Origin of the sequence: Stenotrophomonas sp. ASS1 (genome assembly GCF_004346925.1) — a bacterium.
GTDB classification, from domain to species: Bacteria; Pseudomonadota; Gammaproteobacteria; order Xanthomonadales; family Xanthomonadaceae; genus Stenotrophomonas; species Stenotrophomonas maltophilia_A.
Map to the genome: position 1 here is coordinate 1,768,210 of NZ_CP031167.1, position 26,235 is coordinate 1,794,444.

At 65.5% G+C, this 26,235-nt stretch carries 27 protein-coding genes and 1 other RNA gene; 20 read left to right on the forward strand and 8 right to left on the reverse strand.

Annotated elements, in window-relative coordinates; all coding sequences use genetic code 11:
* Window positions 1–7 precede the first annotated feature (7 nt).
* The 7 genes from MG068_RS08460 to MG068_RS08495 all read left to right on the forward strand — a co-directional run bounded on the left by MG068_RS08460 (window position 8) and on the right by MG068_RS08495 (window position 8,175).
* The gene (locus tag MG068_RS08460) at window positions 8–511 is read left to right on the forward strand and encodes a hypothetical protein (RefSeq protein ID WP_132809898.1); all 504 of its coding nucleotides are present in this window, start codon (window positions 8–10) and stop codon (window positions 509–511) included.
* A 2-nt stretch (window positions 512–513) separates the two neighbouring features.
* On the forward strand, window positions 514–897 hold the full coding sequence (locus MG068_RS08465; RefSeq protein ID WP_132809899.1) for a hypothetical protein: 384 nt from the start codon (window positions 514–516) through the stop codon (window positions 895–897).
* The gene (locus MG068_RS21200; protein WP_240792123.1) at window positions 894–2,144 is read left to right on the forward strand and encodes a phage minor tail protein L; all 1,251 of its coding nucleotides are present in this window, start codon (window positions 894–896) and stop codon (window positions 2,142–2,144) included. The genes MG068_RS08465 and MG068_RS21200 overlap by 4 nt, the downstream gene beginning before the upstream one ends.
* A gap of 199 nt (window positions 2,145–2,343) precedes the next feature.
* Window positions 2,344–3,084: a C40 family peptidase gene (locus tag MG068_RS08480; protein ID WP_132809900.1), complete on the forward strand. Its 741-nt coding sequence runs from the start codon at window positions 2,344–2,346 to the stop codon at window positions 3,082–3,084.
* Window positions 3,077–3,661 (forward strand): tail assembly protein, encoded by a 585-nt coding sequence (locus MG068_RS08485; protein WP_132809901.1) that lies wholly within the window; start codon window positions 3,077–3,079, stop codon window positions 3,659–3,661. The genes MG068_RS08480 and MG068_RS08485 overlap by 8 nt, the downstream gene beginning before the upstream one ends.
* Entirely contained in the window at window positions 3,658–7,143 is a 3,486-nt protein-coding gene (locus MG068_RS08490) for a TipJ family phage tail tip protein (RefSeq protein ID WP_132809902.1), read from the forward strand. The genes MG068_RS08485 and MG068_RS08490 overlap by 4 nt, the downstream gene beginning before the upstream one ends.
* A gap of 306 nt (window positions 7,144–7,449) precedes the next feature.
* A complete protein-coding gene (locus tag MG068_RS08495) occupies window positions 7,450–8,175 on the forward strand; it encodes a hypothetical protein (RefSeq protein WP_121503648.1) in 726 nt (241 codons plus the stop codon).
* On the opposite strand, the gene MG068_RS08500 is transcribed toward MG068_RS08495, so the two are convergent.
* On the reverse strand, window positions 8,162–8,596 hold the full coding sequence (locus tag MG068_RS08500) for a hypothetical protein (RefSeq protein ID WP_132809903.1): 435 nt from the start codon (window positions 8,594–8,596) through the stop codon (window positions 8,162–8,164). The genes MG068_RS08495 and MG068_RS08500 overlap by 14 nt on opposite strands.
* 99 nt (window positions 8,597–8,695) lie before the next feature.
* The gene (locus MG068_RS08505; protein WP_132809904.1) at window positions 8,696–9,361 is read right to left on the reverse strand and encodes an SOS response-associated peptidase; all 666 of its coding nucleotides are present in this window, start codon (window positions 9,359–9,361) and stop codon (window positions 8,696–8,698) included.
* A gap of 137 nt (window positions 9,362–9,498) precedes the next feature.
* On the opposite strand from MG068_RS08505, the gene MG068_RS08510 reads away from it, so the two are divergent.
* The 3 genes from MG068_RS08510 (at window position 9,499) to MG068_RS08520 (ending at window position 11,203) form a co-directional block, all read left to right on the forward strand.
* Window positions 9,499–9,927 (forward strand): BLUF domain-containing protein, encoded by a 429-nt coding sequence (locus tag MG068_RS08510; RefSeq protein WP_132809905.1) that lies wholly within the window; start codon window positions 9,499–9,501, stop codon window positions 9,925–9,927.
* 80 nt (window positions 9,928–10,007) lie between these two features.
* Complete coding sequence (locus MG068_RS08515) at window positions 10,008–10,622, forward strand: hypothetical protein (protein WP_132809906.1); 615 nt, start codon at window positions 10,008–10,010, stop codon at window positions 10,620–10,622.
* Window positions 10,623–10,702: 80 nt separating this feature from the next.
* Window positions 10,703–11,203, forward strand: a complete 501-nt coding sequence (locus MG068_RS08520; RefSeq protein ID WP_132809907.1) for a hypothetical protein — start codon at window positions 10,703–10,705, stop codon at window positions 11,201–11,203.
* A 3-nt stretch (window positions 11,204–11,206) separates the two neighbouring features.
* Here the strand turns inward: MG068_RS08520 and MG068_RS08525 are convergent, their stop codons facing one another.
* Both MG068_RS08525 and ssrA read right to left on the reverse strand, forming a co-directional pair.
* Entirely contained in the window at window positions 11,207–12,412 is a 1,206-nt protein-coding gene (locus MG068_RS08525; RefSeq protein ID WP_132809908.1) for a tyrosine-type recombinase/integrase, read from the reverse strand.
* 163 nt (window positions 12,413–12,575) lie between these two features.
* Window positions 12,576–12,968, reverse strand: a transfer-messenger RNA (tmRNA) gene (gene ssrA, locus MG068_RS08530).
* 510 nt (window positions 12,969–13,478) lie between these two features.
* Between ssrA and MG068_RS08540 the strand changes: the two genes are divergently transcribed.
* Both MG068_RS08540 and MG068_RS08545 read left to right on the forward strand, forming a co-directional pair.
* Window positions 13,479–13,910 (forward strand): GNAT family N-acetyltransferase, encoded by a 432-nt coding sequence (locus MG068_RS08540; RefSeq protein WP_132809909.1) that lies wholly within the window; start codon window positions 13,479–13,481, stop codon window positions 13,908–13,910.
* Between the two features lie 141 nt (window positions 13,911–14,051).
* Entirely contained in the window at window positions 14,052–14,624 is a 573-nt protein-coding gene (locus MG068_RS08545; RefSeq protein WP_132809910.1) for a hypothetical protein, read from the forward strand.
* Between the two features lie 165 nt (window positions 14,625–14,789).
* Here the strand turns inward: MG068_RS08545 and smpB are convergent, their stop codons facing one another.
* Window positions 14,790–15,293, reverse strand: coding sequence for an SsrA-binding protein SmpB (gene smpB / locus MG068_RS08550; RefSeq protein WP_010484447.1), 504 nt, complete (start codon window positions 15,291–15,293; stop codon window positions 14,790–14,792).
* A 57-nt stretch (window positions 15,294–15,350) separates the two neighbouring features.
* On the opposite strand from smpB, the gene MG068_RS08555 reads away from it, so the two are divergent.
* On the forward strand, window positions 15,351–15,776 hold the full coding sequence (locus MG068_RS08555; protein WP_132809911.1) for a type II toxin-antitoxin system RatA family toxin: 426 nt from the start codon (window positions 15,351–15,353) through the stop codon (window positions 15,774–15,776).
* A 3-nt stretch (window positions 15,777–15,779) separates the two neighbouring features.
* On the forward strand, window positions 15,780–16,037 hold the full coding sequence (locus MG068_RS08560; protein ID WP_032128285.1) for an RnfH family protein: 258 nt from the start codon (window positions 15,780–15,782) through the stop codon (window positions 16,035–16,037).
* A gap of 36 nt (window positions 16,038–16,073) precedes the next feature.
* Here the strand turns inward: MG068_RS08560 and MG068_RS08565 are convergent, their stop codons facing one another.
* A complete protein-coding gene (locus MG068_RS08565; protein WP_010484453.1) occupies window positions 16,074–16,466 on the reverse strand; it encodes an outer membrane protein assembly factor BamE in 393 nt (130 codons plus the stop codon).
* A gap of 103 nt (window positions 16,467–16,569) precedes the next feature.
* Here MG068_RS08565 and fur point away from each other — a divergent pair, with 103 nt between their 5' ends.
* The gene (gene fur, locus MG068_RS08570; RefSeq protein ID WP_005409235.1) at window positions 16,570–16,977 is read left to right on the forward strand and encodes a ferric iron uptake transcriptional regulator; all 408 of its coding nucleotides are present in this window, start codon (window positions 16,570–16,572) and stop codon (window positions 16,975–16,977) included.
* Window positions 16,978–17,035: 58 nt separating this feature from the next.
* On the opposite strand, the gene MG068_RS08575 is transcribed toward fur, so the two are convergent.
* Entirely contained in the window at window positions 17,036–18,280 is a 1,245-nt protein-coding gene (locus MG068_RS08575; RefSeq protein WP_132809912.1) for an SGNH/GDSL hydrolase family protein, read from the reverse strand.
* Between the two features lie 97 nt (window positions 18,281–18,377).
* Here MG068_RS08575 and MG068_RS08580 point away from each other — a divergent pair, with 97 nt between their 5' ends.
* Window positions 18,378–19,295: a LysR family transcriptional regulator gene (locus MG068_RS08580; RefSeq protein ID WP_071229472.1), complete on the forward strand. Its 918-nt coding sequence runs from the start codon at window positions 18,378–18,380 to the stop codon at window positions 19,293–19,295.
* Between the two features lie 121 nt (window positions 19,296–19,416).
* Here MG068_RS08580 and recN read toward each other — a convergent pair whose 3' ends face one another.
* On the reverse strand, window positions 19,417–21,078 hold the full coding sequence (gene recN, locus MG068_RS08585; RefSeq protein ID WP_132809913.1) for a DNA repair protein RecN: 1,662 nt from the start codon (window positions 21,076–21,078) through the stop codon (window positions 19,417–19,419).
* A gap of 115 nt (window positions 21,079–21,193) precedes the next feature.
* On the opposite strand from recN, the gene hrcA reads away from it, so the two are divergent.
* The 4 genes from hrcA (at window position 21,194) to dnaJ (ending at window position 26,221) form a co-directional block, all read left to right on the forward strand.
* Complete coding sequence (hrcA, locus tag MG068_RS08590) at window positions 21,194–22,258, forward strand: heat-inducible transcriptional repressor HrcA (protein WP_005409239.1); 1,065 nt, start codon at window positions 21,194–21,196, stop codon at window positions 22,256–22,258.
* A 63-nt stretch (window positions 22,259–22,321) separates the two neighbouring features.
* Entirely contained in the window at window positions 22,322–22,837 is a 516-nt protein-coding gene (gene grpE, locus MG068_RS08595; protein WP_005409240.1) for a nucleotide exchange factor GrpE, read from the forward strand.
* 182 nt (window positions 22,838–23,019) lie between these two features.
* Window positions 23,020–24,942: a molecular chaperone DnaK gene (gene dnaK, locus MG068_RS08600; protein WP_132809914.1), complete on the forward strand. Its 1,923-nt coding sequence runs from the start codon at window positions 23,020–23,022 to the stop codon at window positions 24,940–24,942.
* 154 nt (window positions 24,943–25,096) lie between these two features.
* Window positions 25,097–26,221: a molecular chaperone DnaJ gene (gene dnaJ, locus MG068_RS08605; RefSeq protein WP_014036853.1), complete on the forward strand. Its 1,125-nt coding sequence runs from the start codon at window positions 25,097–25,099 to the stop codon at window positions 26,219–26,221.
* Window positions 26,222–26,235: the final 14 nt, after the last annotated feature.

The window sequence follows — 26,235 nt, forward strand, 5'->3', positions numbered from 1 at the left end:
GCGGATCATGCCACTTAATCCAGTCGATACCACAACTGACCACGGCAGCTACAAAGGGGATCCGGCCAAGACCGCCTTTGGGAAGCTCAACGATAACGACGCGTATCTCGATGGCCGGATCAATGGCGTCGCCACAGCTGCGGCGAATGCCGATACGAAGGCAACGAATGCCGCAGCCGTAGCCGCCGGAAAGGCCACAAAGGGCTCAAACGGCACTTGGCCTGACGCCATTCCTACCGCTTCGTCATTGTGGGGTTCTCCGGCGCGTATCCAGAGGTGGAACAGCAATTCCGCAGATCGCCCAGTTCCCTTTGGCTTGGCTATCTGCTGGTCAACAATGGGCCACTTCAACAAGGTCAACGACAACTGGATAAGCCAAATGGGGTTTGGTACTGACGGCGAGGTCTATTACACGCAGTCGGTCAACGGCAACCAGTTCGTGGCGTGGAGGAAATTCTGGAGTACCGGAAACACCACGGTCGACGCCAACAACTTCATCAAGCGAGCCTGACGATGGACACTACCTGTGCCGCAGCATTCAACATCCAGCCGGACGGTGGGATCGTCCTCGATGGCGACCACGCCCCGGGCACGAGCCTGGGATGTCCGTTCGAGAGCCTCGACATCAGTTGCACGCGCATCGGCCCCGGGCTGTACCAGGTTACGGGTCCGGGCGTCCAGCCGGCGGCCGGGTGGCGCGCGAGCGTATACCGTGACGAGAACGACGAGCCAACCATCCGCCTGGCCATCAAGCAGGAAGCCGATGCGGTGCTCTACACATGCACCGACCCGGCATCGGGAGAGGCGAAGGACATTGTCTACTTGCTGACTGTACGCGTCGTCGTTGATGTTTCGGAGGCCGCACAGGTGGATGATGCTGAGGTCGAGGCGCCATGATCACCGCCGATGCCCAGCAGCTCGAGCCGGGCGGCCGCGTCACGGTCTACGAGCTGGACGCCAGCAGCTTCGGCGCCGACCAGCTGTTCTTCCACGCGCACCTGCAGTCGGGCGTGATCTGGTGGCAGGGGCAGGAGTACGGCGCCTGGCCGATTGAGGCGACCGGCTTCGAGCGCACCAGCGACCAGCCGCCGAACCCGCGCCTGAAGGTAGGCAACCTCGACGGCCGGATCGCGGCCATGTGCATGCTCTACGGCGACATGGTCGGAGCCAAGGTGATCCGCCGGCAGACGCTGGTGAAGTACCTGGACGGGGCGAACTTCCCGCAGATCGTCAACCTTCTCAACAACAGCAATGCACCCATGGGGAGCAACTGGGGGAACTCAGGGACAACCGCGACGGGCTTGGCGCCTGCCCATGCAGACGGGATCCTGTTCACGCCCTGCGCGATCGCCAGCGGTGGGGTAACTTCACACAACCGACGCGGCACTCTTCGCCCGGCTCTTGTTCCCAATGGGCAAGTGGCCGTCGCTACGTTCTACTTCAAGTTTGGCACGTCGCAGAAGGTCCGGCTTGTGATCTCTAACACGGTTGGTGGCACCTACCGAGAATCACTACTGAACATCAACGCCGATGGGAGCATTGCCAGCTCATCATCCAATGCCGGCCAGCTTGAGCGCTTGGAGTACAGCGACGTTGGAGACGGAGTCATGCGGGCGGTAATCCGCATCACGTTCAACGGGGCGAGTTCTTCTAACCCATCCGTTCTTGTGGGCCCCAATTCAGCAGTTGTCGGTCAGAGCGTGATCCTCTATGGAGCGCAGTTCGAACTCGGCTCTTCGCCCAGCCCGTTTCAGGTCACCACGACGGATCCTGTGAAAGATAGAAACCCGACCGCTGACCAGAACGAGCACTTCCTGGACGAGATCTGGTTCATCGAGCGCAAGGTCTCCGAGACGAAGGAAGTGGTCGAGTTCGAGCTGACCACGGCGATCGACCTCAACGGCGAGCAGCTGCCCGGTCGTCAGATCATCTCGGGCGTGTGCGGCTGGTTGATTCGGGGCGGTTACCGCGGCCCGTTCTGCGGCTACACCGGGCCGGCCGTGGCCGACGCCAACGACGTCCCGACCACCGACCCCGCGCGTGACCAGTGCGGTGGCAGGGTGGGCAGCTGCAAGCTGCGCTTCGGTGCGGACAAGCCGCTGCCCTACGGCGGGTTCCCGGCCGCCGGCCTGCTCCGCACGTAGTAGACTTTCGACGTCGATGGATAGTCCCGGCCTGGATCGGTGCAGCCGGGGGTCGTAGGGGGCGCGCCTACATTCATGCCCATGGGTAAGGCCATGGGATTGGGCCAGCAAGGGTCGCGCCTTGCGGTGGTTCGAATCCACATCATCGACACTTCTTTCAAGGCCCGCCAAGCGCGGGCCTTTTCTATGGGCGACACCCATGCAACAGACGACCCTGCTGGCCATCCAGGCGCACGCCGTGGCCGAGTACCCACGCGAGTGCTGCGGCCTGATCGTGGCCGGCCGCGACGGGGAGACGTACATCCCGTGCCGGAACGTGGCGACCACACCCAGCGAACACTTCCGGCTGCCAGCGGAGGACTACGCCGACGCGGAGGACCAGGGCGAGGTGCTGGCCGTAGTGCACAGCCACCCGAACGCCTCTGCGACGGCGTCGGATGCCGACCGTGTCATGTGCGAGGCCAGCGGCCTGCCGTGGCACATCGTGAGCGTGGGGCAGTGCACTGGCGCAGATCCGGAGTGTGGCGACCTACAGACCATCGAGCCCGGTGGCTACGAGGCGCCTCTGGTTGGCCGCCAGTTCGCCCATGGGGTGCTGGACTGCTACACCCTGGTGCGCGACTTCTACGCCCGCGAGCTGGGCATCCAGCTCAGCCAGTACGAGCGCGAGGACGACTGGTGGGAGAAGGGCCAGGACCTCTACAGCCTGGACCGGTTGCGCGCCGAAGGCTTCGAGCTGATCGATGGCGAGCCCCAGCGCGGCGACATGGTGCTGATGCAGATCCGCTCGCCCGTGCCGAACCACGCAGGTGTCTACCTGGGCGACGGCCAGATGCTGCACCACATGCACGGCCGCCTGTCGGAGACGGTGGTCTACGGCGGCATGTGGGCCGAGCGCACGCGCTACATCGTCCGGCACAAGGGGGCCCGCCATGGCTGATCGCCTGCGCACCATTCGCCTATACGGCCTGCTGGGTGCACGCTTCGGGCGCAAGTTCCGCCTGGCCGTCAGCAACCCCGCCGAGGCCGTGCGCGCGCTGTGCGTGCTGCTGCCGGGCTTCCAGCAATACCTCATGGGCGCAAAGGTCAAGGGCATGGAGTTCGCCGTGTTCGTCGGGCGGCAGAACCTGTCCAAGGAACAGCTGCACGATCCGCCCGGCGCTGACGACATTCGGATCGCTCCGGTGCTGGTGGGCTCGAAGCGCGGAGGCGTCCTGCAGACGATTCTCGGCATCGTGCTCATCGTGGTCGGCGTCTGGACCCAGAACTACCAGCTCGTCTTCCAGGGCGGCGTCATGGTGCTGGGGGGCGTTTCCCAGATGCTCGCACCACAGCCGAAAGGGCTTGGCGCCAAAGACAGTGCCGAGAACACCCCGAACTACAGCATGAACGGCGCCGTCAACACGCAGGCGCAGGGCAACCCTGTGTCTGTCGCCTATGGCGGCCACGACACCAAGGGAATGTTCGTGGGCTCGGCAGTGATCAGTGGCGGCATCTACGCAGAGGATCAGCAGTGAACGTAGCCATCAAGTATCAGCCCACGCAGCTGGCGCGTGCCTGCTCGCCGGCGGCGATTGCCGGTGCTGGCGGCAAGGGCGGCGGGAACGCCCGCACGCCGGTCGAGACACCCGATAGCCTGCACTCGATCTCCTACGCGAAGATCCTGGACCTGATCAGCGAGGGCGAGATCCGGGGCTTGGTGGCGGGCAATCAGTCCGTCTACCTCAACCAGGTTCCGATCCAGAACAGCGACGGCACCCTGAACTTTGCCGGCGTGCGCGTGGAAACCCGTGCAGGCACGCAGGACCAGGAGTACATCGCCGGATTCCCATCGGTCGAGAACGAGGTCCCGGTCGGGGTCGAGCTGCGCAGTAACGCACCTGTGGTCCGCACGGTCTCCGGCTCTGACCTGTCCGCCGTGCGCATTCGATTCAGCGTTCCTGCGCTGCAGCGGCAGAACACGGAAAACGGCGATACCGAAGGCTACGCGATCGAGTATGCGATCGATCTGTCGGTGAACGGAGGCGCGTTCAGCACGGTGCTCTCCAATGCGTTCCGTGGCAAGACCACCAGCGAGTACCAGCGCAGCCACCGCATTGATCTGCCGGCCGGCACCCAATGGCAGGTGCGCGTGCGCCGCCTGACGCCGAACGCGAACAGCTCGACCGTCGCCGACATCGTCATGGTCCAGTCGCTGACCGAGATCATCGACGCCAAGCTGCGGTATCCCAACTGTGCCCTCGCGGCGGTGCAGGTGGACGCGAGCGCCTTCCAGAACGTCCCCTCGCGCGCCTTCCAGGTATGGGGTCGCATCATCCGTGTGCCGAGCAACTACGACCCGCGCACGCGTTCCTACAGTGGCATTTGGGACGGCACCTTCAAGTCGGCATGGACCAACAACCCGGCCTGGGTGTTCTTCGACATTGTCACCAACGACCGTTTCGGACTGGGCAATCGGATCCCGCTGGATTGGGTGGACAAGTGGCGGCTGTACGAGATCGCGCGGTACTGCGATCAGCTGGTCAGCGATGGTATGGGGGGGCAGGAGCCGCGCTTCACCTGCAGCCTGTACCTGCAGACCCGTACCGATGCGTACAAGGTCCTGCAGGACATGGCCAGCATGTTCCGGGGCATCAGCTTCTATGCCGCTGGTCAGGTGATGGCCTCGGCGGACATGCCGAAGGACCCTGGTCCGACATACAGCCAGGCCAACGTGATCGATGGCCGGTTCACCTACGAGGGAAGTGCTCGCAAGGTCCGCCACACTGTGGCGCTGGTGTCTTGGACCGACCCTGATGACTTCGGCCGGCAGAAGGTTGAGCCGGTGCAGCTGCTCGACGGGATCGCCCGCTATGGCGTGAACCAGATCGAGGTCACCGCGCTGGGCTGTCATTCGAAGTCGCAGGCACAGCGGGTGGGGAACCACATCCTCTACAGCGAGAACCTGGAGACGGAGACGGTCACCTTCGCGGTAGGCCTGGACGCACTGAACTGCATGCCGGGCGACGTGATTCAGGTGGCTGACGCCAACCGCGCAGGCCGCCGGAACTCCGGCCGCGTCAGCGCCGCCACTGCCAACAGCCTTACGCTGGACGTGTTGCCGCCGACCATGGCCGCAGGCGACCTCCTGCGCGCCACGCTGCCGACTGGCAAGACCGAAGCGCGGACCATCAATGCGATCAACCCGACTACGCGCGTGGTGACCGTCTCGGCGCCGTGGAGCGCGGTGCCGGTGTCTCAGTCGATCTGGGCGACAGAGTCGACCGACCTGGTGCTGCAGCAGTTCCGTGTGCTGGGCATCGCAGAGGAAGAGGGCCTGACCTACCGCATCACTGCGCTGCAGCACCGGCCGGACAAGTTCGCTGCCATCGATGATGGGACCCGCCTGGAGCCGCCGCCGATCAGCGTCATTCCGCCCAGCGTGCAGCCGCCACCGGCCAACGTCCGCATGTCCTCCCATGTGGTGATCGACCAGGGCATTGCCACGCCGGTGCTGACCATCGAGTGGGACGCGGCCGACAAGGCCATTGCCTACGACGTGGAGTGGCGCCGGGACGACCTGAACTGGGTGCGTGCAGGAAGGGTAGGGACCACCAGCTGCGAGGTGCGGGGCATCTATGCCGGCAAGTACCTGGCCAGGGTGCGCGCGGTCAATGCGCTCAACGCGGTTTCGCAGCCGACGCTGAGCATGCTCACAGACATCACCGGCAAGACCGAGCCGCCGCCGGCGCTGACCTCGCTGACCGCCACGCCGGTGGTGTTCGGCATCCAGCTGGCTTGGGGCTTCCCGCCCGGTGCCACCGACACCGAGAGGACCGAGATCTGGCGCAGTGCCGGGCCGGACCGTGCCAGCGCCACGAAGTTCGCGGACTTCGCCTATCCGCAGAACCGCTACCAGCTGGACGGCCTGGCCGCAGGAGCGCGGTTCTACTTCTGGGGTCGCCTGGTGGACAAGAGCGGCAACATCGGGCCGTGGTATCCGACGGGCACGGGTGTGATGGGCGAGGCCAGCACCAACCAGTCGGACTACGACGCGTACTTCTCGGGGAAGATCAGCGAGAGCGCGTTGGGGCAGGATCTGCTGGCCAAGATCGACAGCATCGACCAGATCGTTCCTCTGATCTGGGAGGCGGGTGCCACCTACGATCCCGGCGACACCGTGATCCACAACGGCAAGATATGGCTGTGGAACGACAACGCGCCGGGCAATGAGGAGCCTCCGGGTACGAAGTGGAAGGACGTAGGCGATGCGGTCGCCCAGGCTGGCGCGGTGGCCGGTCGGGTGAGCACCCTGGAGCTGCAGGTCAACGACCCGGAGACCGGCCTGCAGGCCATAGGGCAGAAGACGGATGGGCTGTTCGCCCAGCTGGATCCTCAGGCGGCCGGAGATACTGATTGGGGTGCTGGCGATGAGACGGTGTTTGCGGGAACGCTGACTGTTCAGACCGTCATTGCTGAGGGCGACTATGCCCAAGCCAAGCGCACCGATACCGTCGAGGCCAAAGTTGGCGAGACCCAGGCCCTTGTGCAGCAGACCTCTCAGACAGTGGTTGACCTGGATGGTCGGATCAGTGCGACCTACACGCTGCGAGCACAGGTCACCGCTGACGGAAGGATCTACGCCGCCGGCATGGGGCTGGGTGTCGAACAGCAGCCGGACGGTAGTTACCAGAGCCAGGTTCTCTTCGATGTGGGTCGATTCGCGGTGATCAACCTGGTGAACGGGAATGTCACGTCACCCTTCGTGATTCAGGGCGGGCAGACCTTCATCAGTCAGGCATTGATCGGCACCGGCTGGATCACCAACGCGATGATCGGGAACCAGATTGCGTCGTCGTCGGTGAATGGCGGAGGGCTTCCGCGCTGGGAGATCAACAAGGACGGTGGTCGCGTTGTTCGGGGCGACGGTTTCACCATCAACGAGCACCCGACCTATGGATATCGCATGACCGACAACCAGACGGGCGTTAACTTCATCGAGATCGGGGAGCTGAGCTGATGGCAAGAGGGTTTCGACAGCGAGACCCCGGCACGGGGCAGATCCTGGTGGACATAACCACCAGGCTGCCCCGGATCATCGGGCGGGTTTCGATCACTGGTGGTGCCTCTGGTTCAATCACCGTGCCCAGCAGTGGGTCCAATCCAGCATTCTTCTTCTTCGCCCCATCCAATGACGGGAACTGCTCACCGACGTTCAGTCAATCTGCTGGGGCCGGGGACGTGATTTCTTGGACCTATAGCGGTTCTGTCGGCCAGATTCCAATCACGCCGATCGATGGAATCCTGTCCTACGGGAGGTATTGAAATGGTGCGAGGCGTCCGCATTCGAAGCACGGTAGATTCGCTGGTCCAGATCGACCCGAGTTACGAGAACCTTGCGCTGAAAACGTCGGGGGCGGTGACCACGGTGGTTGCCGGCTCGACGCCGGGACTCAATGAGTGCGGGATAGCAACTATCACCGTCGCGGGTTGCAACAATCCTGTTCTGGCAATCCGCTGCGACTCGAACTTTGTGGGCCTGCTGTCTAGAACGAGCTCGGGCGGCACATACACGTGGAAGATCATCGCCAACACCCCCGTTGTGACGGTCAGCTACTGGGTGTTCGATACCACTGACGTGGCGCAGATGCAGTTCAACACCACACGGGGGATGCGTGTCCGGAACCCGGCCAACAACCGGGTGGTGTTCGACTCCCGCTACAAATACCTGCGCGTGATCGCTATGGCCAACAGCACACAGGCCAGCACCCATCCAATGCCGCAGGCAGACGGCTTCTGCGTGGCGCTTTCGAACGTGAGTGTGTTTACCGCAGTCACTTACATCGGTGCGGGTGGTGGGCCGCAGTTCTGGACGAGGTACGTGTTTACCAAGATGGTGGGATTTCGCACCGTCGCTGGTGCAGTCGAAACCCAAGGCTTCGACATCTATCGGAACGCCTACGAAACACCCACGCCATCCCCAATGCCGCCGCCTGCGTTCTACGGGTCCTATCAGGCAATCGGCATGGTTGCGGACGTCAGAAACTACTGACGGTCCGCACCCCGGTTGCATCCTGATACTTGACCGACCACGGCGTTACCAGATAGCCAGGACGGTCACGGTTGGCCAGCGAGAAGTGGTTCTCTCTGGCGTCTACGGCGGTGCCATTCACCAGAAGGTATGGAAGGCCGGACTGCGGCAACCCACAATCGCTCACGTAGCCGTCAGTCTTCAGTTGGATCGTATGCCGACCAGCGACCTGTTCGACCTGGCCGCAAACCGTGGCACGGGCGGTCTTCGACGCCTGCAGTGCACGCGGGGCGATTCTGACAACGAACGCATCCAGCGTTTCGCCATCGTTGGCGGTTTCTTGGTGCAGCTCAACTGTGCGGCCGTGGATCACCCCTGGTGCGGTCGTGCAGCCTGCGGAAAGCATTGTCGCGATGAAAGCTGTGGTGATCAGTGCGCGCATGACTCTCTCCCTGTGTTGTGCTGCGAACAAGGCAGAGGGTAGCGCGTCGGACTGTCCCGATCACAACGGAGAACCATTCGCGTTTTCTGCGCGCGAATGTCAGGCGACCTGCTGCAGCAGGTCCTCGCGGTTATTCCGGGGCGTGTTCACTGCTCGGCTGACGCGGTATGCCTCCATTGCCGGAGGCCCGCTGGCCAGCAGCATCGCCATGGCATCGTCCGGGCCAGCCGCCATCCACTCATCGATTTGGCCGGCCTGCAGCCACACAGGCATGCGGTCGTGGATGTCGGCCGAGACGCCGCTGCTGTCGCCGGTGATGATGGTGAAGGTGCCCAGGTTGCCGTCGGGCAGCAGGGGGCTGGTGTCCTCCCAGAGGCCAGCGGCCAGCAGCGGCCCGGTGGCGTGGATGAACCACGGGTCCTTCTTCTCGTCGATCGGGCTGACCGACCACTCGTAGTAGCCGGCCATGGGGATGACGCAGCGGCGCTTCTTGAAGGCCGATCGGAACGCCGGCTTGGTGGCAACCGTCTCGATCCTGGCGTTGATGGTCGAGCCCTGCAGCTTCTTGTCCTTCGCCCAGAACGGCAGCAGGCCCCAGGCCAAGCGCGTGACCTGCCGGCCTTCGCCGCGGTCCAGGATCACCGAGGCGCGCTGCGTCGGCGCCAGGTTGTAGCTAGGCTGGATCTCGGCCAGGCCGGGGGCAAGGTCAGCCAGCCCCGGCTGGCCGAAGTCGATCACGGGGAGCTGGACGAATCGGCCGCACATGGCCGGAGGGTAGCCCGGCCGGCCGTGCCCGGGGCGTGTAGGGCACGGGCGAACTGTGACGCCGGTCAGGCAGCCTCTACGCGAAACTTACGGTAGCGGTTCTACGCTCGGGCTCCCCATGGAGGCCGGAGAGAGACATGCCTAACAGGGCTGTTGTGTTTGTCAGCGAAGCGGTCGGCGACCTGACCATGGCGCGCCTGTCGCAGATCATGGCGGACGCGGAGCGATTCAATCGCACTGCCGGAGTTACCGGGGTCACGCTGTTTGATGGGCAGAGGTTCCTCGCTTACATGGAGGGACCGCCCGATGGCCTGGATGTGGCCTTCTCCAGAGCAGCCGGCGCCACCAGCCATTCAAGCCTGATCGAGATTGCGCGGGGGCGGGTTGGGCAGCGCAGGCTTCCCTACTGGCCTATGAGTTGCATCCCCCTGTCGCCGCCGGAGCTGGTGCAGCTGGTGCGGGCCGATTGGACTTCCTTCCTGCAGCGGGGAGGCGATCAAGTCGCCCCAGCCACCGCCATGGAGATGCTGGTTGCACTTGTCGAACCATTCGCCGAGGCTGCCTGAGCAGCGCCGCGCTGGCGCAAGCGCAGTGGACAGAGGGTAGGGCGATGGCCATAGTCACGGCTGGCCAATGGACGTGCCCTATGAGCATCCTCAACGTACTGATCAGTCGTGACCAGCTTGTCGTTGCCGTGGATACGCTCGCGGAGGATGCGCTGACAGGCGCTTACTCTGCTGGTGCAAAGGTGCTCCTGATACCGCAGCACAACGTGCTACTCGCTACCAGAGGTGGAGCCCAGTTCTTCCTGAAGATCTACGAGCTGGCTCTGCAGGCGAGCTTCCGGGCCGACTTCTCCATTGAGCAGCTTTCGGCCGAGATGGGGCCTGTAATGGACCAACTGTGGTTGAACTATGAGAAGGCGGCCGCGGAGGCTGACCTGCCTATCGAACAGCTGGGGACGGAGATCGTCCTGGGCGGTTGGTCGCCCAGAAGCGGCAGGATGATGGCCACGGTTTATGCCAAGAGCGACAGCCGGCAGGCTACGTCAGTGCAGCCGATCGGTGGCCAGTTCGCATCACCCGGTGACCCTCTCAAGGGCGTGGCGCCGAGCATGCTGCAGGCCGACCTGATGGCTGCCGGACGGCTCCAGGCGGGCTACCTCAATGAGCAGATGGGCCGGCAGGTCGCCGGCGGGCGTCTGCTGATCGGGTTCTTGCAGCAGGGCCAGGCTGTGGTGAAGGACCTGGGACCGATCTGACGATTTGGGCTCCCAAACGATTCAGCCAGGTCGCCGCCGTGTTCGCAGGATCTGCGACCGCCAGCCGTATCCTTCCGGCCATGTATTCCTCCCACGGCTTCCGCACCGCCCCGTTTCCCTCTGGCTGGGTCCAGACCGGCGAGCGCTGGGCGCTCTGGTACAACGGCCGGGAAACGGCGAACGTCACGTTCGATGGCGGTCCTGGCGTCCGGCTGTGGATGGAAGGCCAGAAGATGTGGCACACCAAGGAAGCGCGCGCCGCCAACGTCCGACAGGCGAAGCGCTACGCCGAGCGCTGGTGCGCGGCCAGGCTCTATCCCGATCTGCCCCTTCGCGAGGCCGTGGTCCGGCTGACCGACAGCACGCCGATCCAGCCACCGCCGCCGCTGCCAGGCCTGCCACCGACCCGTGAGCAGCAGCAACAGGCTCGGCGCTTGGCGGAGGCTGGGGCGAAGGAGATCGAGCGGATCAAGGAAGCGCTGGAACCGCGCCGACCGCCGAAGGAGACCAAGCCCCGCCCGAAGGACGCCCGCAAGGCGTGGATGAGGGCAGGGCTGCAGCAGATGCGCCGCGGCGTGTAGGCATCAAGCAACCCGCAGCTGCACCACGTTGCCATCGCGCAGCCTGTCCAGGTAATCCGCCCATTCCTGCATCATCCGGACGCGCTCATCGATGTGGGTCGTGCGGTTGTAGGCACGGCCGTTCGGGTCGCGCACGGCATGCGCCAGCTGGTGCTCGATGATGTCCGGACGGAACCCAAGCACCTCATCCAGCAGCGTGCGCGCGGTTGCGCGGAAGCCGTGACCCGTCACGGTGTCCTTGTCGAACCCCATCGCACGTAGCGCGGCCAGTACCGCCACCTCCGACATCGGGCGATCCTTCTTGCCCCTGGCGGGGAACACATACTTTCCCGACTCGGTGTATGGCTTCAGCTCGCGCAAGATCTCAACGGCCTGGCGCGCCAGCGGCACGATATGAGGCTGCCGCATCTTCATGCGTGCTGCCGGAATCGACCACAGGCCGGCATCCAGATCCATCTCAGTCCATTCGGCCTGCCGGAGCTCCCCTGGGCGGACGAACACCAGGGGCGCCAGTTTGAGCGCTGTGCTGACGATGCCGGCGCCACGGTAGGCGTGCAGGGCGCGCAGTAGCCCGCCCAACTGGACCGGGTCCACCACTGCGGCGTGGTTCCGTTCTGGGGGCGGGACCAGGGCGCCGCGTAGGTCCGCGACGGGGTTTCGCTCTGCTCGGTCGGTCGCCACGGCGTATCGCATGACCTGGCCGCAGTTCTGCATGACACGGTGCGCGGACTCGAACGCTTGGCGCTCCTCCATCTTCCGGGCGATCTTCAGGAAGTCGGAGGCCTTCAGGTCAGCAGCGCGCAGCTTCCCGATCTGGGGGAAGACGTCATTCTCGAACCACGCCTCGACCTTCTTGCTATACGTTGGCACCCAGGGGCGGGCAGTCAGCCACTCCCGGGCAATCGCCTCGAAGCTGGAGGCAGCATCCACCACGGCGGCCGTCGCAGCTGCCTTCTTCTGCTCGCTGGGATCCATGCCGCCGCGCAGCAGACGCCGGGCATCGTCTCGCGCCTCCCTGGCGTTGGCCAGGCTGACGTCTGGATACAGGCCAAGCGCCAGCACCTTCTCCTTTCCCCCGAAGCGGTACTTCCAGCGCCAGCTCTTGGCGCCGGCCATGGTGATGTAGAGGTAGAGGCCGCCAGCGTCGGACAGCTTCTGGGGCTTGTCGGCTGGCTTCGCGCGGCGGATCGCTACGTCGGTCAGGGGCATGGGGGTATCGGCTTTTCGTGGGCGGTGCGATACCCCTAGATATACCCCCACCGTCTCATAGCCTGCAACGGAACGGCATGGACAAGGGTGGAAAACGAAAAAGCCGGAACCCCTTATTTGACTAGGGATTCCGGCTTTTCGTGGACCCTTGCGGACCCGGTATTGGTGGAGGTGGGCGGAATTGAACCGCCGTCCGAAGGCACTCCATCCCCAGCACTACATGCTTAGCTCACCGTTGAATCTCATCCCCGAGCAGCACGGTGTGCAAAGCGCACCCGGGAACCAGCCTGTTGTGTTCTAGTGCCGGACTGACAGGCAGCCGCCCAGCGCGATTCCATGATAATGACTCTACGCTGCGAGCATGGACACAAGCAGTTTCGAGGCTCCGCCTAAGTCGGCAGAAGGTCACGCACCGCAGTTTTTAGGCTGCGAGAGCGACCGGAGCGTAGTTGTCGTCGTTGGCAACTAGAGTTTTGCAGCTGGATTTACGAGGAAAGCTACCCCCTCGGCATGCGCCAGGCGACTTCACAACCCCCGTCGAAACCAATGCACCCCCGGCTTCTTCAAGCATTGCAAGGCTTTGGGGTCAATGCCGTCATGAAAGCTGACACTGACCCTGCCCAACGAGACGGATCTTACGGCAATCTTCCTGAACAGTCACGCGGGTGAGCGTCCGGTTCCCAGCTGTTTGGCACGTTGCGATCCCTTGGGACGCCGAGCTCGAATTTCCGGACATCACTCCACGGGGGGCTCATGGCCATTTCCGTCAGCCCCGGCAACTGGGGACAGTATCGGATCGGGCAAGAGGTGCGCGGTGGCATGCTGTCGGCTGAATCGTCCTGGTCCATCCAGCCACACGCAGATCGGGCGGCGAAGGCCCTCGCGGCAGCGTTTCCGGCAACAGGTCCTGCATCAGGGCTGCAGTCCGATCCGTTGTTGAAGGCAGTGGCATCGGTCTGTGCTCAAGACGGGCCGCAATAGCGTCAAACGCTGAAGCGGGTCGGCGTAGGTGCGATCAGGCTTGATAGCATCCAGATTCCTGAAGTGGAGCCAGTGGAAGGACGCCATGACGCTTGACGTTGCAGTAACAGATGAACCCAGCGACGAAGCGCTGGAGGTGATTGGCACTGGCTTGGATCAGTTCAATCTGGACGCTGCGGGTTACGCCGATCGGCGCACACTGGCGGTGCTGGTCACCGATCCGGCCAGTGGCGAGGTGGTGGGGGGCCTTACCGGGCGAACCTCACTGGGCCTGTGGTTCGTGGATCTGTTCCATCTGCCAGCGGCCCATCGCGGCAACGGGCTGGGGTCGCGTGTGCTGAAGGCTGCAGAGGATGAAGCGCGGCGTCGCGGTTGCCGTTCCGGCGTGCTGTACACCCTCAGCTTCCAGGCGCCCGACTTCTATGTGAAGCATGGATGGGGCGTGTTCGGCCGGGTGCCATGCGATCCGGCCGGCACATGCAGGGTGTTCCTCAGCAAGGATCTGTCGGTGGGGTGAGCGCTGCGGGCGAGCCGCGCGTCCTGTCAATCCGCAACTTGTTGTAGAGCGTCTGTCATAGCGGATTGCTAACTTCGTGGGCACGAATTTGCGACACACTGGCGATGACCATCCGAGCCAGGACAGACACGGAGACCATGGGTGACCGATGCAAGCCAACAACGCAGCCTGCGGCAGCTGATCGGGCCGGTCGGTGCCGACTACCAGCGGCGTGCGTTGCCGCCGGGCTGGGTCTGGGCGGTGCTGGCGGTGCTGCTGGCGGCCACCTGGGTGACGGAGTTGCCGGCCACGGCAGCTGCGGCACTGGTCGCCAGCGCGGTGGTGGTGCACTGGTCGCAGCGCGGCCGCATCCATTGGCTGGGGTGGCGCCTGCCGGGCCTGGCAGTGCTGGCCGCCCTGCTGTGGGGGCCGGAAGTGCTGTCGCAGTGGTTCGAGCACGGGCTGGCTGTGGTGCTGATGTCGCTGGCCAGTCTCAGCATCGGCGTGCATGTGTGGCAGTCGCGACAGATGGCGCACCAGCTGCAGGGCGCGGCCGATGCACTGGACGACGCCCAGTTGCTGGCGTTGCTGCCGGCTGATGCCGCGAACCTGGCCCAACAGTGGCGCTTGGGCGATGACCGTTACGCACCGGAGCTAGCGGTAGTGATGCACCTGGCGGTGATGCACGCGGCGCTGTCGCCGCGGATGCGCAGGCAGGGCATGCTGGCGGGGTGACCTGCCTTTTGTAGAGTCGGGCCATACTCGACTGCTTTTCTTACCGAAGCCGAGCATGGCTCGGCTCTACAGAAGGCCAAGGCAGCCGAGGATGGCTCGGCTCTACAGACAGAAAGCCAAGGCAGCCGAGCATGGCTCGGCTCTACATGGTCATGTGCAACGGCCTTACGCGTCGCGGTTGCCGCGACGCATCACGCGCTGCTTCTCGATCGCCCAGTCGCGGTCCTTGGCGGCATCGCGCTTGTCGTGGGTCTGCTTGCCCTTGGCCAGCGCCACTTCCAGCTTGATCTTGTTCTTGCTCCAGTACATCGCGGTGGGCACGATCGTGTAGCCATCGCGCTCGACCTTGCCGACCAGCTTGTCGATCTCGCTCCGGTGCAGCAGCAGCTTGCGATCGCGCCGGTCGTTGGCCACGACATGGGTCGAGGCCTGGATCAACGGGGTGATCTGCGCGCCGATCAGGAAGATCTCACCATCCTTCACGTAGGCGTAGGCGTCGACGATGTTGCCGCGGCCAGCACGGATCGATTTCACCTCCCAGCCCTGCAGGGCCAGACCGGCTTCGAAGCGGTCTTCGATGTGGTACTCGTGGCGGGCACGCTTGTTCAACGCGATGGTTTTGTTGGCCGTCGCGCTCTTTGCTTTATCCTTGCCGCTGTTCTTGCTCATTTCCGTATTGTCTCCGATTCGGGCCCGCCCGGTCGATTGCCGAAACGTCCTGTATTCATGCCTACTATCCGCCGCAGCGCCCTGGTCGAACATTCGGCCGCGCGCATGTTCGACCTGGTCAACGACGTCCAGGCCTATCCGCGCCGCTTCCGCTGGTGCTCGGCTGCCCAGATCCTGGAGCAGGGCGAGGACCGCCTGGTGGCGCGCCTGGACCTGGGCCTGGGTTCGTTCAGCACCTGGTTCCAGACCGAGAACACCCTGCAGCGCCCGCACAGCATCGATATGCAGCTGCGCGATGGCCCGTTCAAGCAGTTGCACGGTCGCTGGGAATTCCATGCGCTGGCCGAAGATGCCTGCAAGGTCACCCTCACCCTGGAATTCGAACCCAGTTCGCGCCTGCTCGGTCCGGCGCTGGCATTGGGCTTCCAGAGCCTGGCCGACCGCATGGTCAACGACTTCATCCGCGTTGCCGACGAGGCCTGAGCGATGATCGAGGTCGAGGTGGTGCTGGCCTGGCCGCAGCGGGTGCTTTCGCGCCGGTTGCAGCTGGACGAGGGCGCGACGGTGGCCGAGGCCATTGCCGCTGCTGCGCTGGAAGGCAGTGCCGACTGCCCGGCGGCGGCCGTGCATGGGCTGCTGGCGCGCCCGCAGCAGGTGCTGCTGGATGGCGACCGCATCGAGCTGCTACGCCCGCTGCAGGCCGACCCCAAGGACAACCGCCGGCGTCGCGCGCTCGGCGGTTGATTCCTGTCGCCCGTCCGCGAGAACGGGCTGGGGGCGTCAGCGACCCTTCTTCTTCTTGTCCTTCGGCAGATTGCGGCCGAACTGGCGCACGGTCTGCTGGGCCAGGGCCTTGTCGTTACCCGGGAAGTAATCGCCTTCCCAGCGGGTCACGTTGTCATTGTCGAAGAACACGGTGAAGTTCTTCACCTCGGTACGGCCCAGGCGGTTCACGCGCTGGCTGGAGGTGTAGTCCCAGCGCTGGGCGTGGAACGGGTCCGGAATGGACGGGGTGCCCAGCAGCGCAGTGACCTGCTGCTTGCTCTGCCCGACCTGCAGCTTGGCCACGGCATCTTCCCGGATCAGGTTGCCCTGATAGATGGGTTGCTTGTAGATGATGCCGCACCCGGTGGTGGACAGGGCGACGGCGGCGACCAACAGGAGATTGCGCATCGGGACTGGCGGTTGGGGAAATCAAACCGATGATACACTCCCGGCGTGCCACCGCGACCCAATCCGAGGCAGCTGGCGCTAAATCGCCAATGAACGGAGACCTATGGAAACCCACGACCTGCGAAAAGTCGGCCTGAAGGTGACCCATCCACGGATGCGGATCCTGGCGCTGCTTGAACAGCGCAATGCCCAGCACCACATGACCGCCGAAGACATCTACCGCCAGCTGCTCGAGCATGGCGACGAGATCGGCCTGGCGACGGTCTACCGGGTGCTGACCCAGTTCGAGGCCGCCGGCCTCGTGCTCAAGCACAATTTCGAAGGCGGCCAGGCCGTCTACGAGCTGGACCGTGGCGGCCACCACGACCACATGGTCGACGTGGACAGCGGCAAGATCATCGAGTTCGAAAGCCACGAGATCGAGGAGCTGCAGCGCAAGATCGCGGCCGACCACGGCTACGAGCTGGAAGAGCATTCGCTGGTGCTGTACGTGCGTAAGAAGCGCAAGTAAGCCGTTCCGGCCAGCTGGATGCGACGAAACCCCGGGCCTTCCCGGGGTTTTTCGTTGCTTACGGCAGATCCACGCCATGCGTGAGGGGCCCTATCAGCACCTCCAGATCCACCGCCTCGGCCATTGCCCGGTTGCCCGCATCGCCCGGGTGCAGGTGATCGCCGGAGTCGTAGGCGGCAGCCATCCGTGACGGATCGGCCGGGTCCCGCAGTGCGGCGTCCAGGTCGATCACCGCATCGAACGGGCTGCCCGTGCGCAGCCAAGCATTGAGCTGCTGGCGCAGGGCGTCCTTGTCCGGGTGGTAGTAGTCGTCCAGCGGCGTGCCGGGCAGGGCGCCGGCGAACGGCGTCAGGGTGGCGCCGAGGATGCGTAGACCCCGCCGATGGGCCTGTTCGGCCAGTGTGCGATACCCCGCCTGCAGTTCGGCCAGCGTGGGCCGGGCCTGGTTCCGGGCGAAGGCGGTGCCGGGCCAGCTGATGTCATTGATGCCGATCAGCACGACTACGCTGACCACGCCTGGTTGATCCAGCACGTCACGCCGGAAGCGGGTCAGGGCGGATTCGCCCATGCCATCGCGCAGCAGCCGCCCCCCGGAAATACCGGCGTTGACCACGGCAACGCCCCGCGGTGCCAGGCGCGCCGCCAGATGGTCGGTCCAGCGCTGGTCCTGGTCGAGGCTGGCGGTGGCACCGTCGGTGATCGAGTCGCCGATCACCACCACGCTGCGTGCGCTGGCCGCCGCTTCGACCTCGATGCCAGCCAGGAACAGGCGGGCAGTGGTGCTGCTGGCCCCGCTCAGAGCCTGGGTCTTGCTCTGGTCGCCGGGCGCAATCCAACTGGTCTGCCGACCCTCCCAGTGGAACGTTTGCACGGGCGTCGGCCCGGGCACAAAGACACTGATCTGCAACGCCTGGCGGTCATCCGTGGCCAGTGGCAGCGGATCGCTCAGCCGTTCCTGACCTGGGCCGATCAGCACCCCGGGCTGGCCGTCGAAGCTGAGCGGCTGCGGGGCGGCACCCGCGTGTGCGGCCACGCTGGCCGCCCCGATCCGCAGCGGCTGGGTGCCGTAGGCATTGCTCAGCCGCACCCGCAGCCGGGGCCCGCCCGAGCTGATGCGCGCGGTCTGGCGGAAGGTCTGGTCCTGCAGCGTGGCCGGAACCAGGGTCGGGAACAGGAAATCGGCGCCCCAGACAGGTTGCGGACTTGCCTGCCAGCTGGCGACCCAGTGCGGGGCCGGGGCGGCACTGGCTGCGCTGGAGAGGGCGATCAAGGCGGTCGCGGTGAGCTGGCTGAGGCGGTTCATCGGGCAATCCCGGGAGGAGGGAGGGCCATGGTGATTCTCCGTCGATCTGTGAACTAGACTGCGCATGGATAATCATCTGTGAACTGGATTCATCGCCATGGCGCGACCCGACATCAACCGATCTGGCGAACTGGAAGTGTTCGTGCGGGTGATCGAGACCGGTGGCTTCTCCGCCGCGGCCCGTACCCTGGACATGACGCCGTCGGCAGTCAGCAAGCTGGTGGCACGGCTGGAGCAGCGGCTGGGTACGCGTCTGCTGCAGCGTTCCACCCGCCAGCTGCAGCTGACCCCGGAAGGCTGCGCGTTCTACGAGCGCGGCCTGCGCGTGCTGGCCGACCTGGAGGAGGCCGAGCGCTGCGCCAGCGCCCATGCCGAGCCGCGCGGACGCCTGCGGGTCAATTCCAACGTGCCGTTCGGCCAGCATTTCCTGTTGCCGCTGCTGCCGGCATTCCTGGAGCGCAATCCGCAGGTGGGGGTGGATCTGACCTTGAACGACGAGGTGATCGACCTGCTTGAGCAGCGCACCGACGTGGCGGTGCGGGCAGGCCCGCTGAAGAGTTCCAGCCTGGTGGCGCGACGGCTCGGTGCGACGCGGATGATGATCGTGGCCGCGCCAGCCTACGCGCAGCGGCATGGACTGCCGCGCAACGCTGAGGAGCTGATGTCGCACAACCGTCTGGACATCGGCCATGCGCGTGCGATGCAGGGCTGGCCGCTGCTGCAGGACGGACGCGAGCGGATGGTGCTGCCCAGTGGCAATGCCCGCGCAAGCAACGGTAACGCGCTGCGGCAGCTGGTGCTGGGCGGGTTGGGCCTGGCGCGGCTGGCGACCTACCAGGTGCAGGAGGACATCGCCGCCGGACGCCTGCTGCCGGTGCTGGAAGAGGCCAATCCCGGTGACCTGGAAGAGGTCCATGCGGTGTTCCTGGGGCAGGGTGGCTACCTGCCGCTGCGAGTGCGCGCCTTCCTCGATTTCCTGGTGGAAACGGTGGATCTGGCGCGGCCACGGGGGTAGTGCCGGCCGCTGGCCGGCAACCCAACACAGGTGAACGAAGATCATGAGGTTGCCGGCCAGCGGCCGGCACTACCTCGCGCGTTGTAGATCCACGCCATGCGTGGAAAACCGCGAACAGGCCTCAGACCTGCAGCAGCTTGCGGGCGGCGGCGCGCGCTTCCTTGCTCACTTCCACGCCGCCGAGCATGCGCGCCAGTTCTTCCTCGCGTGCCTTGCTGTCCAGCTTTTCCACCGCGCTCTGGGTCATGCCTTCCACCGGGGCCTTGCTGACCCGGTAATGCGCGTGGCCCTTGGAGGCGACCTGCGGCAGGTGGGTCACGCACAGCACCTGGCGCTTCTCGCCAAGGGCGCGCAGCTTCTGGCCGACGATGTCCGCCACCGCGCCACCGATGCCGGAGTCGACTTCGTCGAACACCATGGTAGGCACCGCATCCAGGTCCAGCGCGGCCACTTCGATGGCCAGCGAAATGCGCGACAGTTCACCGCCCGAGGCCACCTTGCGAAGGGCGCGCGGTGGCTGGCCGGCGTTGGCGGCGACCAGGAACTCCACGCGCTCGGCACCCTGCGGGTCGGGCTTGCCGGCGTCCTGCGGTTCCAGCTCGATCAGGAACTGGCCGCCGCCCATGCCGAGCTCGGCGATGATGCCGGTGGTGGTGGCCGACAGTTCGGTAGCGGCGCTGCGACGGCTGGCGGTCAGCACCTCGGCCTGTACGCGCCAGGCCGCAGCGGCCTTGTCGATTTCGCCGGCCAGGCGCTGCAGGCGTTCGTCGGCGCCGCGCAACTGTTCCACTTCGGCATGCATGCGCTCGCGCTGCGCGCCCAGCTCGTCCATCGGCACGCGGTGCTTGCGGGCCAGGTCGTGCAGGCGGCCGAGGCGACGCTCGTTCTCCTCGAACTGCTCCGGGTCGGCGTCGAGGTCGTCATGCACCCGGTCCAGCAGCGACAGGGCTTCGTGCAGCTGGATCGAGGCGTTCTCGATCAGGCCGTCCACCTCGCCCAGGCGCGGGTCGTGTTCGATCAGGCGCGACAGCTCGTGGCGCACCTGCTGCAGCAGGTCCAGCGCGGAACTGCCGTCGTCGCCATTGAGCTGGTTGCTGGCCGCCTGGCAGGCGCTCAGCAGGGCGCTGGCGTGGGCCTGGCGGCGGTGGCTGGCACCGAGTGCGACGATCGACTCCGGTTCCAGATCTTCGCGGTCCAGTTCGCGCAGCTGGTGCTCCAGGAAGCCGATCCGGTCACTGACGTCGCCCTGTTGCGACAGCGCCAGCGATTCATCGACCAGAGCCTGCCAGGCCGCGGCGGCGCGGCGCACCTGGCGGCGCTCGTTCTCGTTGCCGGCATAGGCATCCAGCAGGGCCAGCTGCGACGGGCGCGTCAGCAGGGCCTGCTGTTCGTGCTGGCCGTGGATCTCCACCAGCAGCGAGGCCAGGTCGCCCAGCTGGGCCAGGGTCACCGGGCGGCCATTGATCCACGCCCGCGAACCGCCATCGGCGCGGATCACGCGGCGCAGCTGGCACTGTTCCTCGTCGTCCAGCTCGTTGTCGGCCAGCCACTGGCGCGCGGCCTGCAGCTGGTCCAGCGCGAACTCGGCGGAAAGTTCGGCGCGCGCAGCGCCGTGGCGGACCACGCCACTGTCGGCACGCAGGCCGGACAGGAAGCCCAGCGCGTCGACCATCAGCGACTTGCCGGCGCCGGTCTCGCCTGAAACCACGGTCATGCCTGGCCCGAACTCCAGTTCGGTGGCGCGGACGACGGCAAAATCCTTGATCGAAAGATGTCTGAGCATGGGTAAGGGGGTATCAGCAGCCGCGCAACGCTAGCACGCGGGCGAGGGAGGTCCAATGACTTGCCAAGGTGATGCGCCGCCATTATCTAGTGTCCGTGTCTCACAGGTTGATTTCATGCACGGTTCTCCCGACCAGCTTGCCCCGCGTGCGCGCCATCTGCTGCGCACGCTGATCGCGCGTTACATCCAGGACGGCGAGCCGGTCGGCTCGCAGACGCTGGCGCGCGTGGCCGGGCTGGAGGTCAGTCCGGCCACCATCCGCAACATCCTGGGTGACCTGGAAGACCTGGGGCTGCTGGCCTCGCCGCACACCTCCGCCGGGCGCGTTCCGACCGCGCATGGCTACCGCGTGTTCGTCGACAGCCTGCTGCAGATGCAGCCGCCGGGCGAAGGCGAGCTGGCCCGGCTGCGCCAGGAACTGGCTGGCGGCGGCAGCACCCAGGCCCTGCTCGGCAGCGCCTCGGAGCTGTTGTCGGCGATGAGCCACTTCGTCGGCGTCGTCAGCGCGCCGCGACGCGAGCAGTTCGCCTTCCGCCAGATCGACTTCGTGGCGCTGGACGGGCGCCGGGTGCTGGCGATCCTGGTGTTTGCCGACAACGAGGTGCAGAACCGCGTCATCGAGACCCGCCAGGAGTTCGCGCCGGGCCAGCTGGAGCAGGTCGCGAACTACCTCAATGCCCATTTCGCCGGCCTGCCGATGGCCGAGATCCGCACTCGACTGCTGCTGGAACTGCGCGATGCCCGCTCCGAGCTGGAACAGCTGCTGGCGCACAGCATCGAACTGGCCGAACAGGCCCTGCAGCCGGCTGCCGACGACATGCTGGTGGCGGGCCAGACCCGCCTGATGGGGGTGCAGGACCTGTCCGACCTGGAGCGCCTGCGCGAGCTGTTCGAGCTGTTCTCCAGCAAGCGCGAGATCCTGCAGCTGCTGGAGCGGACCATCCAGGCGCCCGGCGTGCGCATCTTCATCGGCGAGGAGACCGGGATGATGCCGCTGCAGGGCGTCTCGCTGGTCACTGCCCCTTACACGGCCAATGGCCAGGTGCTGGGCGTGCTGGGGGTGATCGGCCCCAAGCGGATGGCCTACGACCGCGTGATCCCGCTGGTCCAGGCTACCGCCGATGTACTGGGCGCGGCGTTTTCGCCAGCCGGCCGCCCGCCGGGAACATCCGACGCTTGAAACGCAGCATCCCGCCCACACTAGGGTGGGTGGAGGCGGAGATTGACCGCCAGGGACCCAGACATGAACCACGAACAGCCAGATATCGAATCCCAGCAGAGTGCCGCCGATGCGGCTGCCACCGCCGGCGTCAACGACGAAGTCGAGCGCCTGCGCGCCGAAATCGAACAGGTCAAGGCCGATGCCCTGCGTGAGCGCGCCGACCTGGAGAACCAGCGCAAGCGCGTTGCCCGTGACATCGAACAGGCCCGCAAGTTCGCCAACGAGAAGCTGCTGGGCGATCTGCTCCCCGTGTTCGACAGCCTGGATGCCGGCCTGAAGGCCGCCGGCGACGACCCGCACCCGCTGCGCGAAGGCCTGGAGCTGACCTACAAGCAGCTGCTGAAGGTGGCCGCCGACAACGGACTGGTCCTGCTGGACCCGATCGGCCAGCCGTTCAACCCGGAACACCACCAGGCCATCAGCCAGGTGCCGACGCCGGGCGCCGCCCCGGGCAGCGTGGTGACCGTGTTCCAGAAGGGCTACCTGCTCAACGAGCGCCTGCTGCGGCCGGCGCTGGTGGTGGTGGCCGCCGATTGATCGGCCGGGCCGGGCTTTGCCCGGTCCCGGTTGTGCCAGGCCATGCCTGGCAAGGTTTTCCAGGCGCTGAACACAGCGTTCGGGAGACGGCTTGAATGTTCCACGAGCCTCCCCCACATCGTATTCATCCACCGGTCGAACGGCCGGACTGACACCAACAAGCATCCTCAGGAGTCTCCCCCATGGGCAAGATCATTGGTATCGACCTCGGCACCACCAACTCGTGCGTGGCGATCATGGACGGCGGCAAGGCCCGCGTCATCGAGAATTCGGAAGGCGATCGCACCACCCCGTCGATCGTCGCCTACACCAAGGACGGCGAAGTCCTGGTCGGTGCCTCGGCCAAGCGCCAGGCCGTGACCAACCCGAAGAACACCTTCTACGCGGTGAAGCGCCTGATCGGCCGCAAGTTCACCGACGCCGAAGTGCAGAAGGACATCGCGCACGTCCCGTACAGCATCCTGGCCCATGACAATGGCGACGCCTGGGTGGCCACCAGCGACGGCAAGAAGATGGCTCCGCAGGAAATCTCGGCCAAGGTGCTGGAAAAGATGAAGAAGACCGCCGAGGACTTCCTCGGTGAGAAGGTCACCGAAGCGGTCATCACCGTGCCGGCCTACTTCAACGACAGCCAGCGCCAGGCAACCAAGGACGCCGGCCGCATCGCCGGCCTGGACGTCAAGCGCATCATCAACGAGCCGACCGCGGCCGCGCTGGCCTATGGCCTGGACAAGGGCGACAACAAGGATCGCAAGATCGTGGTGTACGACCTGGGCGGCGGCACCTTCGACGTCTCGGTGATCGAGATCGCCAACGTCGACGGTGAGAAGCAGTTCGAAGTGCTGGCCACCAACGGTGACACCTTCCTGGGCGGCGAAGACTTCGACAACCGCGTCATCGAATACCTGGTTGAAGAGTTCAACAAGGACCAGGGCATCGACCTGCGCAAGGATCCGCTGGCCCTGCAGCGCCTGAAGGATGCTGCCGAGCGCGCCAAGATCGAGCTGTCCAGCGCCCAGCAGACCGAAGTGAACCTGCCGTACGTCACCGCTGACGCGTCGGGTCCGAAGCACCTGAACATCAAGCTGACCCGCGCCAAGCTGGAAGCCCTGGTGGACGACCTGATCAAGAAGTCGATCGAGCCGTGCCGCGTCGCGCTGAACGATGCCGGCCTGCGTTCGAGCGACATCAGCGAAGTGATCCTGGTCGGTGGCCAGACCCGCATGCCGAAGGTGCAGCAGGCGGTGACCGAGTTCTTCGGCAAGGAACCGCGCAAGGACGTCAACCCGGACGAAGCCGTGGCACTGGGTGCGGCGATCCAGGGCGGCGTGCTCGGCGGCGACGTCAAGGACGTGCTGCTGCTGGACGTGACCCCGCTGTCGCTGGGCATCGAGACCATGGGCGGCGTGTTCACCAAGATCATCGAGAAGAACACCACCATCCCGACCAAGGCCTCGCAGGTGTTCTCCACCGCCGAGGACAACCAGTCGGCCGTGACCGTGCACGTGCTGCAGGGTGAGCGCGAACAGGCCCGCTTCAACAAGTCGCTGGCCAAGTTCGACCTGTCCGGCATCGAGCCGGCTCCGCGCGGCCTGCCGCAGGTGGAAGTGTCCTTCGACATCGACGCCAACGGCATCCTGCACGTGTCGGCCAAGGACAAGAAGACCAACAAGGAACAGAAGGTCGAGATCAAGGCTGGTTCGGGCCTGTCCGAGGAAGAGATCGCGCGCATGGTCGCCGACGCGGAAGCCAACCGCGAAGAAGACAAGAAGTTCCAGGAGCTGGTGCAGGCCCGCAACCAGGCCGACGCCCTGATCCACGGCACCCGCAGCGCGATCACCGAGCACGGCAGCAAGGTCGGTGGCGAAGTGATCGGCAAGGTCGAGGCGGCCCTGGCCGACCTGGAAACCGCGATGAAGGGTGACGACAAGGCGCAGATCGAAGCCAAGTCGAAGGTGCTGGAGGAAGCCGGCCAGTCGCTGTTTGCCGCTGCTTCGGCCGACCAGGGCGGTGCCCCGGGTGCCGACGCTGGCAACGCCGGCAAGGCGCAGGACGACGTGGTCGACGCCGAGTTCACCGAAGTCAAGGACGACAAGAAGTCCTGATCCGGACCGACACGGGACGCTGGCCATCAGCGTCCCGTTGTCGCATCAGGGTCCTGACCGCCCACCGGCGTGTCGGGGCGCCCGACGCAAGAGCGGACCTGGTTCCGCTCTTCCGCTTTGACGAATCCCGACTTTCCGGAACCCGATTCACGATATGAGCAAGCGCGATTACTACGAAGTGCTGGGCGTTGCCCGCACCGCCACCGACGACGAGCTGAAGAAGGCCTACCGTCGCTGCGCGATGAAGTTCCACCCGGACCGCAACCCGGGTGATGCGGCGGCCGAAGCCTCCTTCAAGGAGTGCAAGGAAGCCTACGAAGTGCTGTCCGACGGCAACAAGCGCCGCATGTACGACAGCCACGGCCACGCCGCGTTCGAGCACGGCATGGGCGGTGGTGGTCCGGGCGGCCCGGACATGAACGATATCTTCGGCGATATCTTCGGCAACATCTTTGGCGGTGGCGGCGGTGGTCCGCGCCAGGCCCGTCGCGGCGCCGACATCGGCTACGTGATGGAACTGGACCTGGAAGAGGCCGTGCGCGGCGTCGAGCGCCGCATCGAGATCCCGACCCTGGCCGAATGCGGCGACTGCGATGGCAGTGGCTCCGAAGACGGCAAGGTCGAGACCTGCAACGTGTGCCATGGCCGTGGCCAGGTGCGCATCCAGCGCGGCATCTTCGCCATGCAGCAGGCCTGCCACAACTGCGGCGGCCGCGGCCAGATTATCGCCAAGCCCTGCAAGACCTGCCACGGCAATGGCCGTGTCGAGGAAGACAAGGTGCTGTCGGTGAAGGTGCCGGCGGGCGTCGATACCGGCGACCGCATCCGCCTGCAGGGCGAGGGCGAGGCCGGCCCGGCCGGTACGCCGCCGGGCGACCTGTACGTGGAAGTGCGCGTGCGCGAGCATGCGATCTTCCAGCGCGATGGCGACGACCTGCACTGCGAAGTGCCGATCCGCATCTCGCAGGCGGCACTGGGTGACACCGTGCGCGTGGCCACCCTGGGCGGCGAAGCGGAGATCCGCATTCCGGCCGAGACCCAGACCGGCAAGCTGTTCCGCCTGCGTGGCAAGGGCGTGCGTTCGGTACGCAGCCGCAGCGAAGGCGACCTGTACTGCCGTGTGGTGGTGGAGACCCCGGTCAACCTCACCAACGAACAGCGCAAGCTGCTGGAGCAGTTCGAAGCCACCTTCGTCGGCGAGGAAGCGCGCAAGCATTCGCCGAAGTCGGCCACCTTCATGGATGGCGTGAAGGGCTTCTGGGACCGGATGACGTCCTGAGTTTTTCCATGGAA

Excerpts from the sequence above, each read along its gene's own strand:
- smpB (WP_010484447.1), bottom strand. The coding sequence starts at position 15,293 with ATGAGCAAGAACAGCGGCAAGGATAAAGCAAAGAGCGCGACGGCCAAC.
- MG068_RS08540 (WP_132809909.1), top strand. The coding sequence starts at position 13,479 with ATGACGCTTGACGTTGCAGTAACAGATGAACCCAGCGACGAAGCGCTG.
- MG068_RS08485 (WP_132809901.1), top strand. The coding sequence starts at position 3,077 with ATGGCTGATCGCCTGCGCACCATTCGCCTATACGGCCTGCTGGGTGCA.
- MG068_RS21200 (WP_240792123.1), top strand. The coding sequence starts at position 894 with ATGATCACCGCCGATGCCCAGCAGCTCGAGCCGGGCGGCCGCGTCACG.
- dnaJ (WP_014036853.1), top strand. The coding sequence starts at position 25,097 with ATGAGCAAGCGCGATTACTACGAAGTGCTGGGCGTTGCCCGCACCGCC.
- MG068_RS08505 (WP_132809904.1), bottom strand. The coding sequence starts at position 9,361 with ATGTGCGGCCGATTCGTCCAGCTCCCCGTGATCGACTTCGGCCAGCCG.
- MG068_RS08525 (WP_132809908.1), bottom strand. The coding sequence starts at position 12,412 with ATGCCCCTGACCGACGTAGCGATCCGCCGCGCGAAGCCAGCCGACAAG.
- grpE (WP_005409240.1), top strand. The coding sequence starts at position 22,322 with ATGAACCACGAACAGCCAGATATCGAATCCCAGCAGAGTGCCGCCGAT.
- MG068_RS08465 (WP_132809899.1), top strand. The coding sequence starts at position 514 with ATGGACACTACCTGTGCCGCAGCATTCAACATCCAGCCGGACGGTGGG.
- MG068_RS08555 (WP_132809911.1), top strand. The coding sequence starts at position 15,351 with ATGCCTACTATCCGCCGCAGCGCCCTGGTCGAACATTCGGCCGCGCGC.
- recN (WP_132809913.1), bottom strand. The coding sequence starts at position 21,078 with ATGCTCAGACATCTTTCGATCAAGGATTTTGCCGTCGTCCGCGCCACC.
- fur (WP_005409235.1), top strand. The coding sequence starts at position 16,570 with ATGGAAACCCACGACCTGCGAAAAGTCGGCCTGAAGGTGACCCATCCA.
- MG068_RS08510 (WP_132809905.1), top strand. The coding sequence starts at position 9,499 with ATGCCTAACAGGGCTGTTGTGTTTGTCAGCGAAGCGGTCGGCGACCTG.
- MG068_RS08575 (WP_132809912.1), bottom strand. The coding sequence starts at position 18,280 with ATGAACCGCCTCAGCCAGCTCACCGCGACCGCCTTGATCGCCCTCTCC.
- MG068_RS08500 (WP_132809903.1), bottom strand. The coding sequence starts at position 8,596 with ATGCGCGCACTGATCACCACAGCTTTCATCGCGACAATGCTTTCCGCA.
- MG068_RS08580 (WP_071229472.1), top strand. The coding sequence starts at position 18,378 with ATGGCGCGACCCGACATCAACCGATCTGGCGAACTGGAAGTGTTCGTG.
- MG068_RS08480 (WP_132809900.1), top strand. The coding sequence starts at position 2,344 with ATGCAACAGACGACCCTGCTGGCCATCCAGGCGCACGCCGTGGCCGAG.
- MG068_RS08565 (WP_010484453.1), bottom strand. The coding sequence starts at position 16,466 with ATGCGCAATCTCCTGTTGGTCGCCGCCGTCGCCCTGTCCACCACCGGG.
- hrcA (WP_005409239.1), top strand. The coding sequence starts at position 21,194 with ATGCACGGTTCTCCCGACCAGCTTGCCCCGCGTGCGCGCCATCTGCTG.
- dnaK (WP_132809914.1), top strand. The coding sequence starts at position 23,020 with ATGGGCAAGATCATTGGTATCGACCTCGGCACCACCAACTCGTGCGTG.
- MG068_RS08495 (WP_121503648.1), top strand. The coding sequence starts at position 7,450 with ATGGTGCGAGGCGTCCGCATTCGAAGCACGGTAGATTCGCTGGTCCAG.
- MG068_RS08460 (WP_132809898.1), top strand. The coding sequence starts at position 8 with ATGCCACTTAATCCAGTCGATACCACAACTGACCACGGCAGCTACAAA.
- MG068_RS08560 (WP_032128285.1), top strand. The coding sequence starts at position 15,780 with ATGATCGAGGTCGAGGTGGTGCTGGCCTGGCCGCAGCGGGTGCTTTCG.
- MG068_RS08515 (WP_132809906.1), top strand. The coding sequence starts at position 10,008 with ATGAGCATCCTCAACGTACTGATCAGTCGTGACCAGCTTGTCGTTGCC.
- MG068_RS08520 (WP_132809907.1), top strand. The coding sequence starts at position 10,703 with ATGTATTCCTCCCACGGCTTCCGCACCGCCCCGTTTCCCTCTGGCTGG.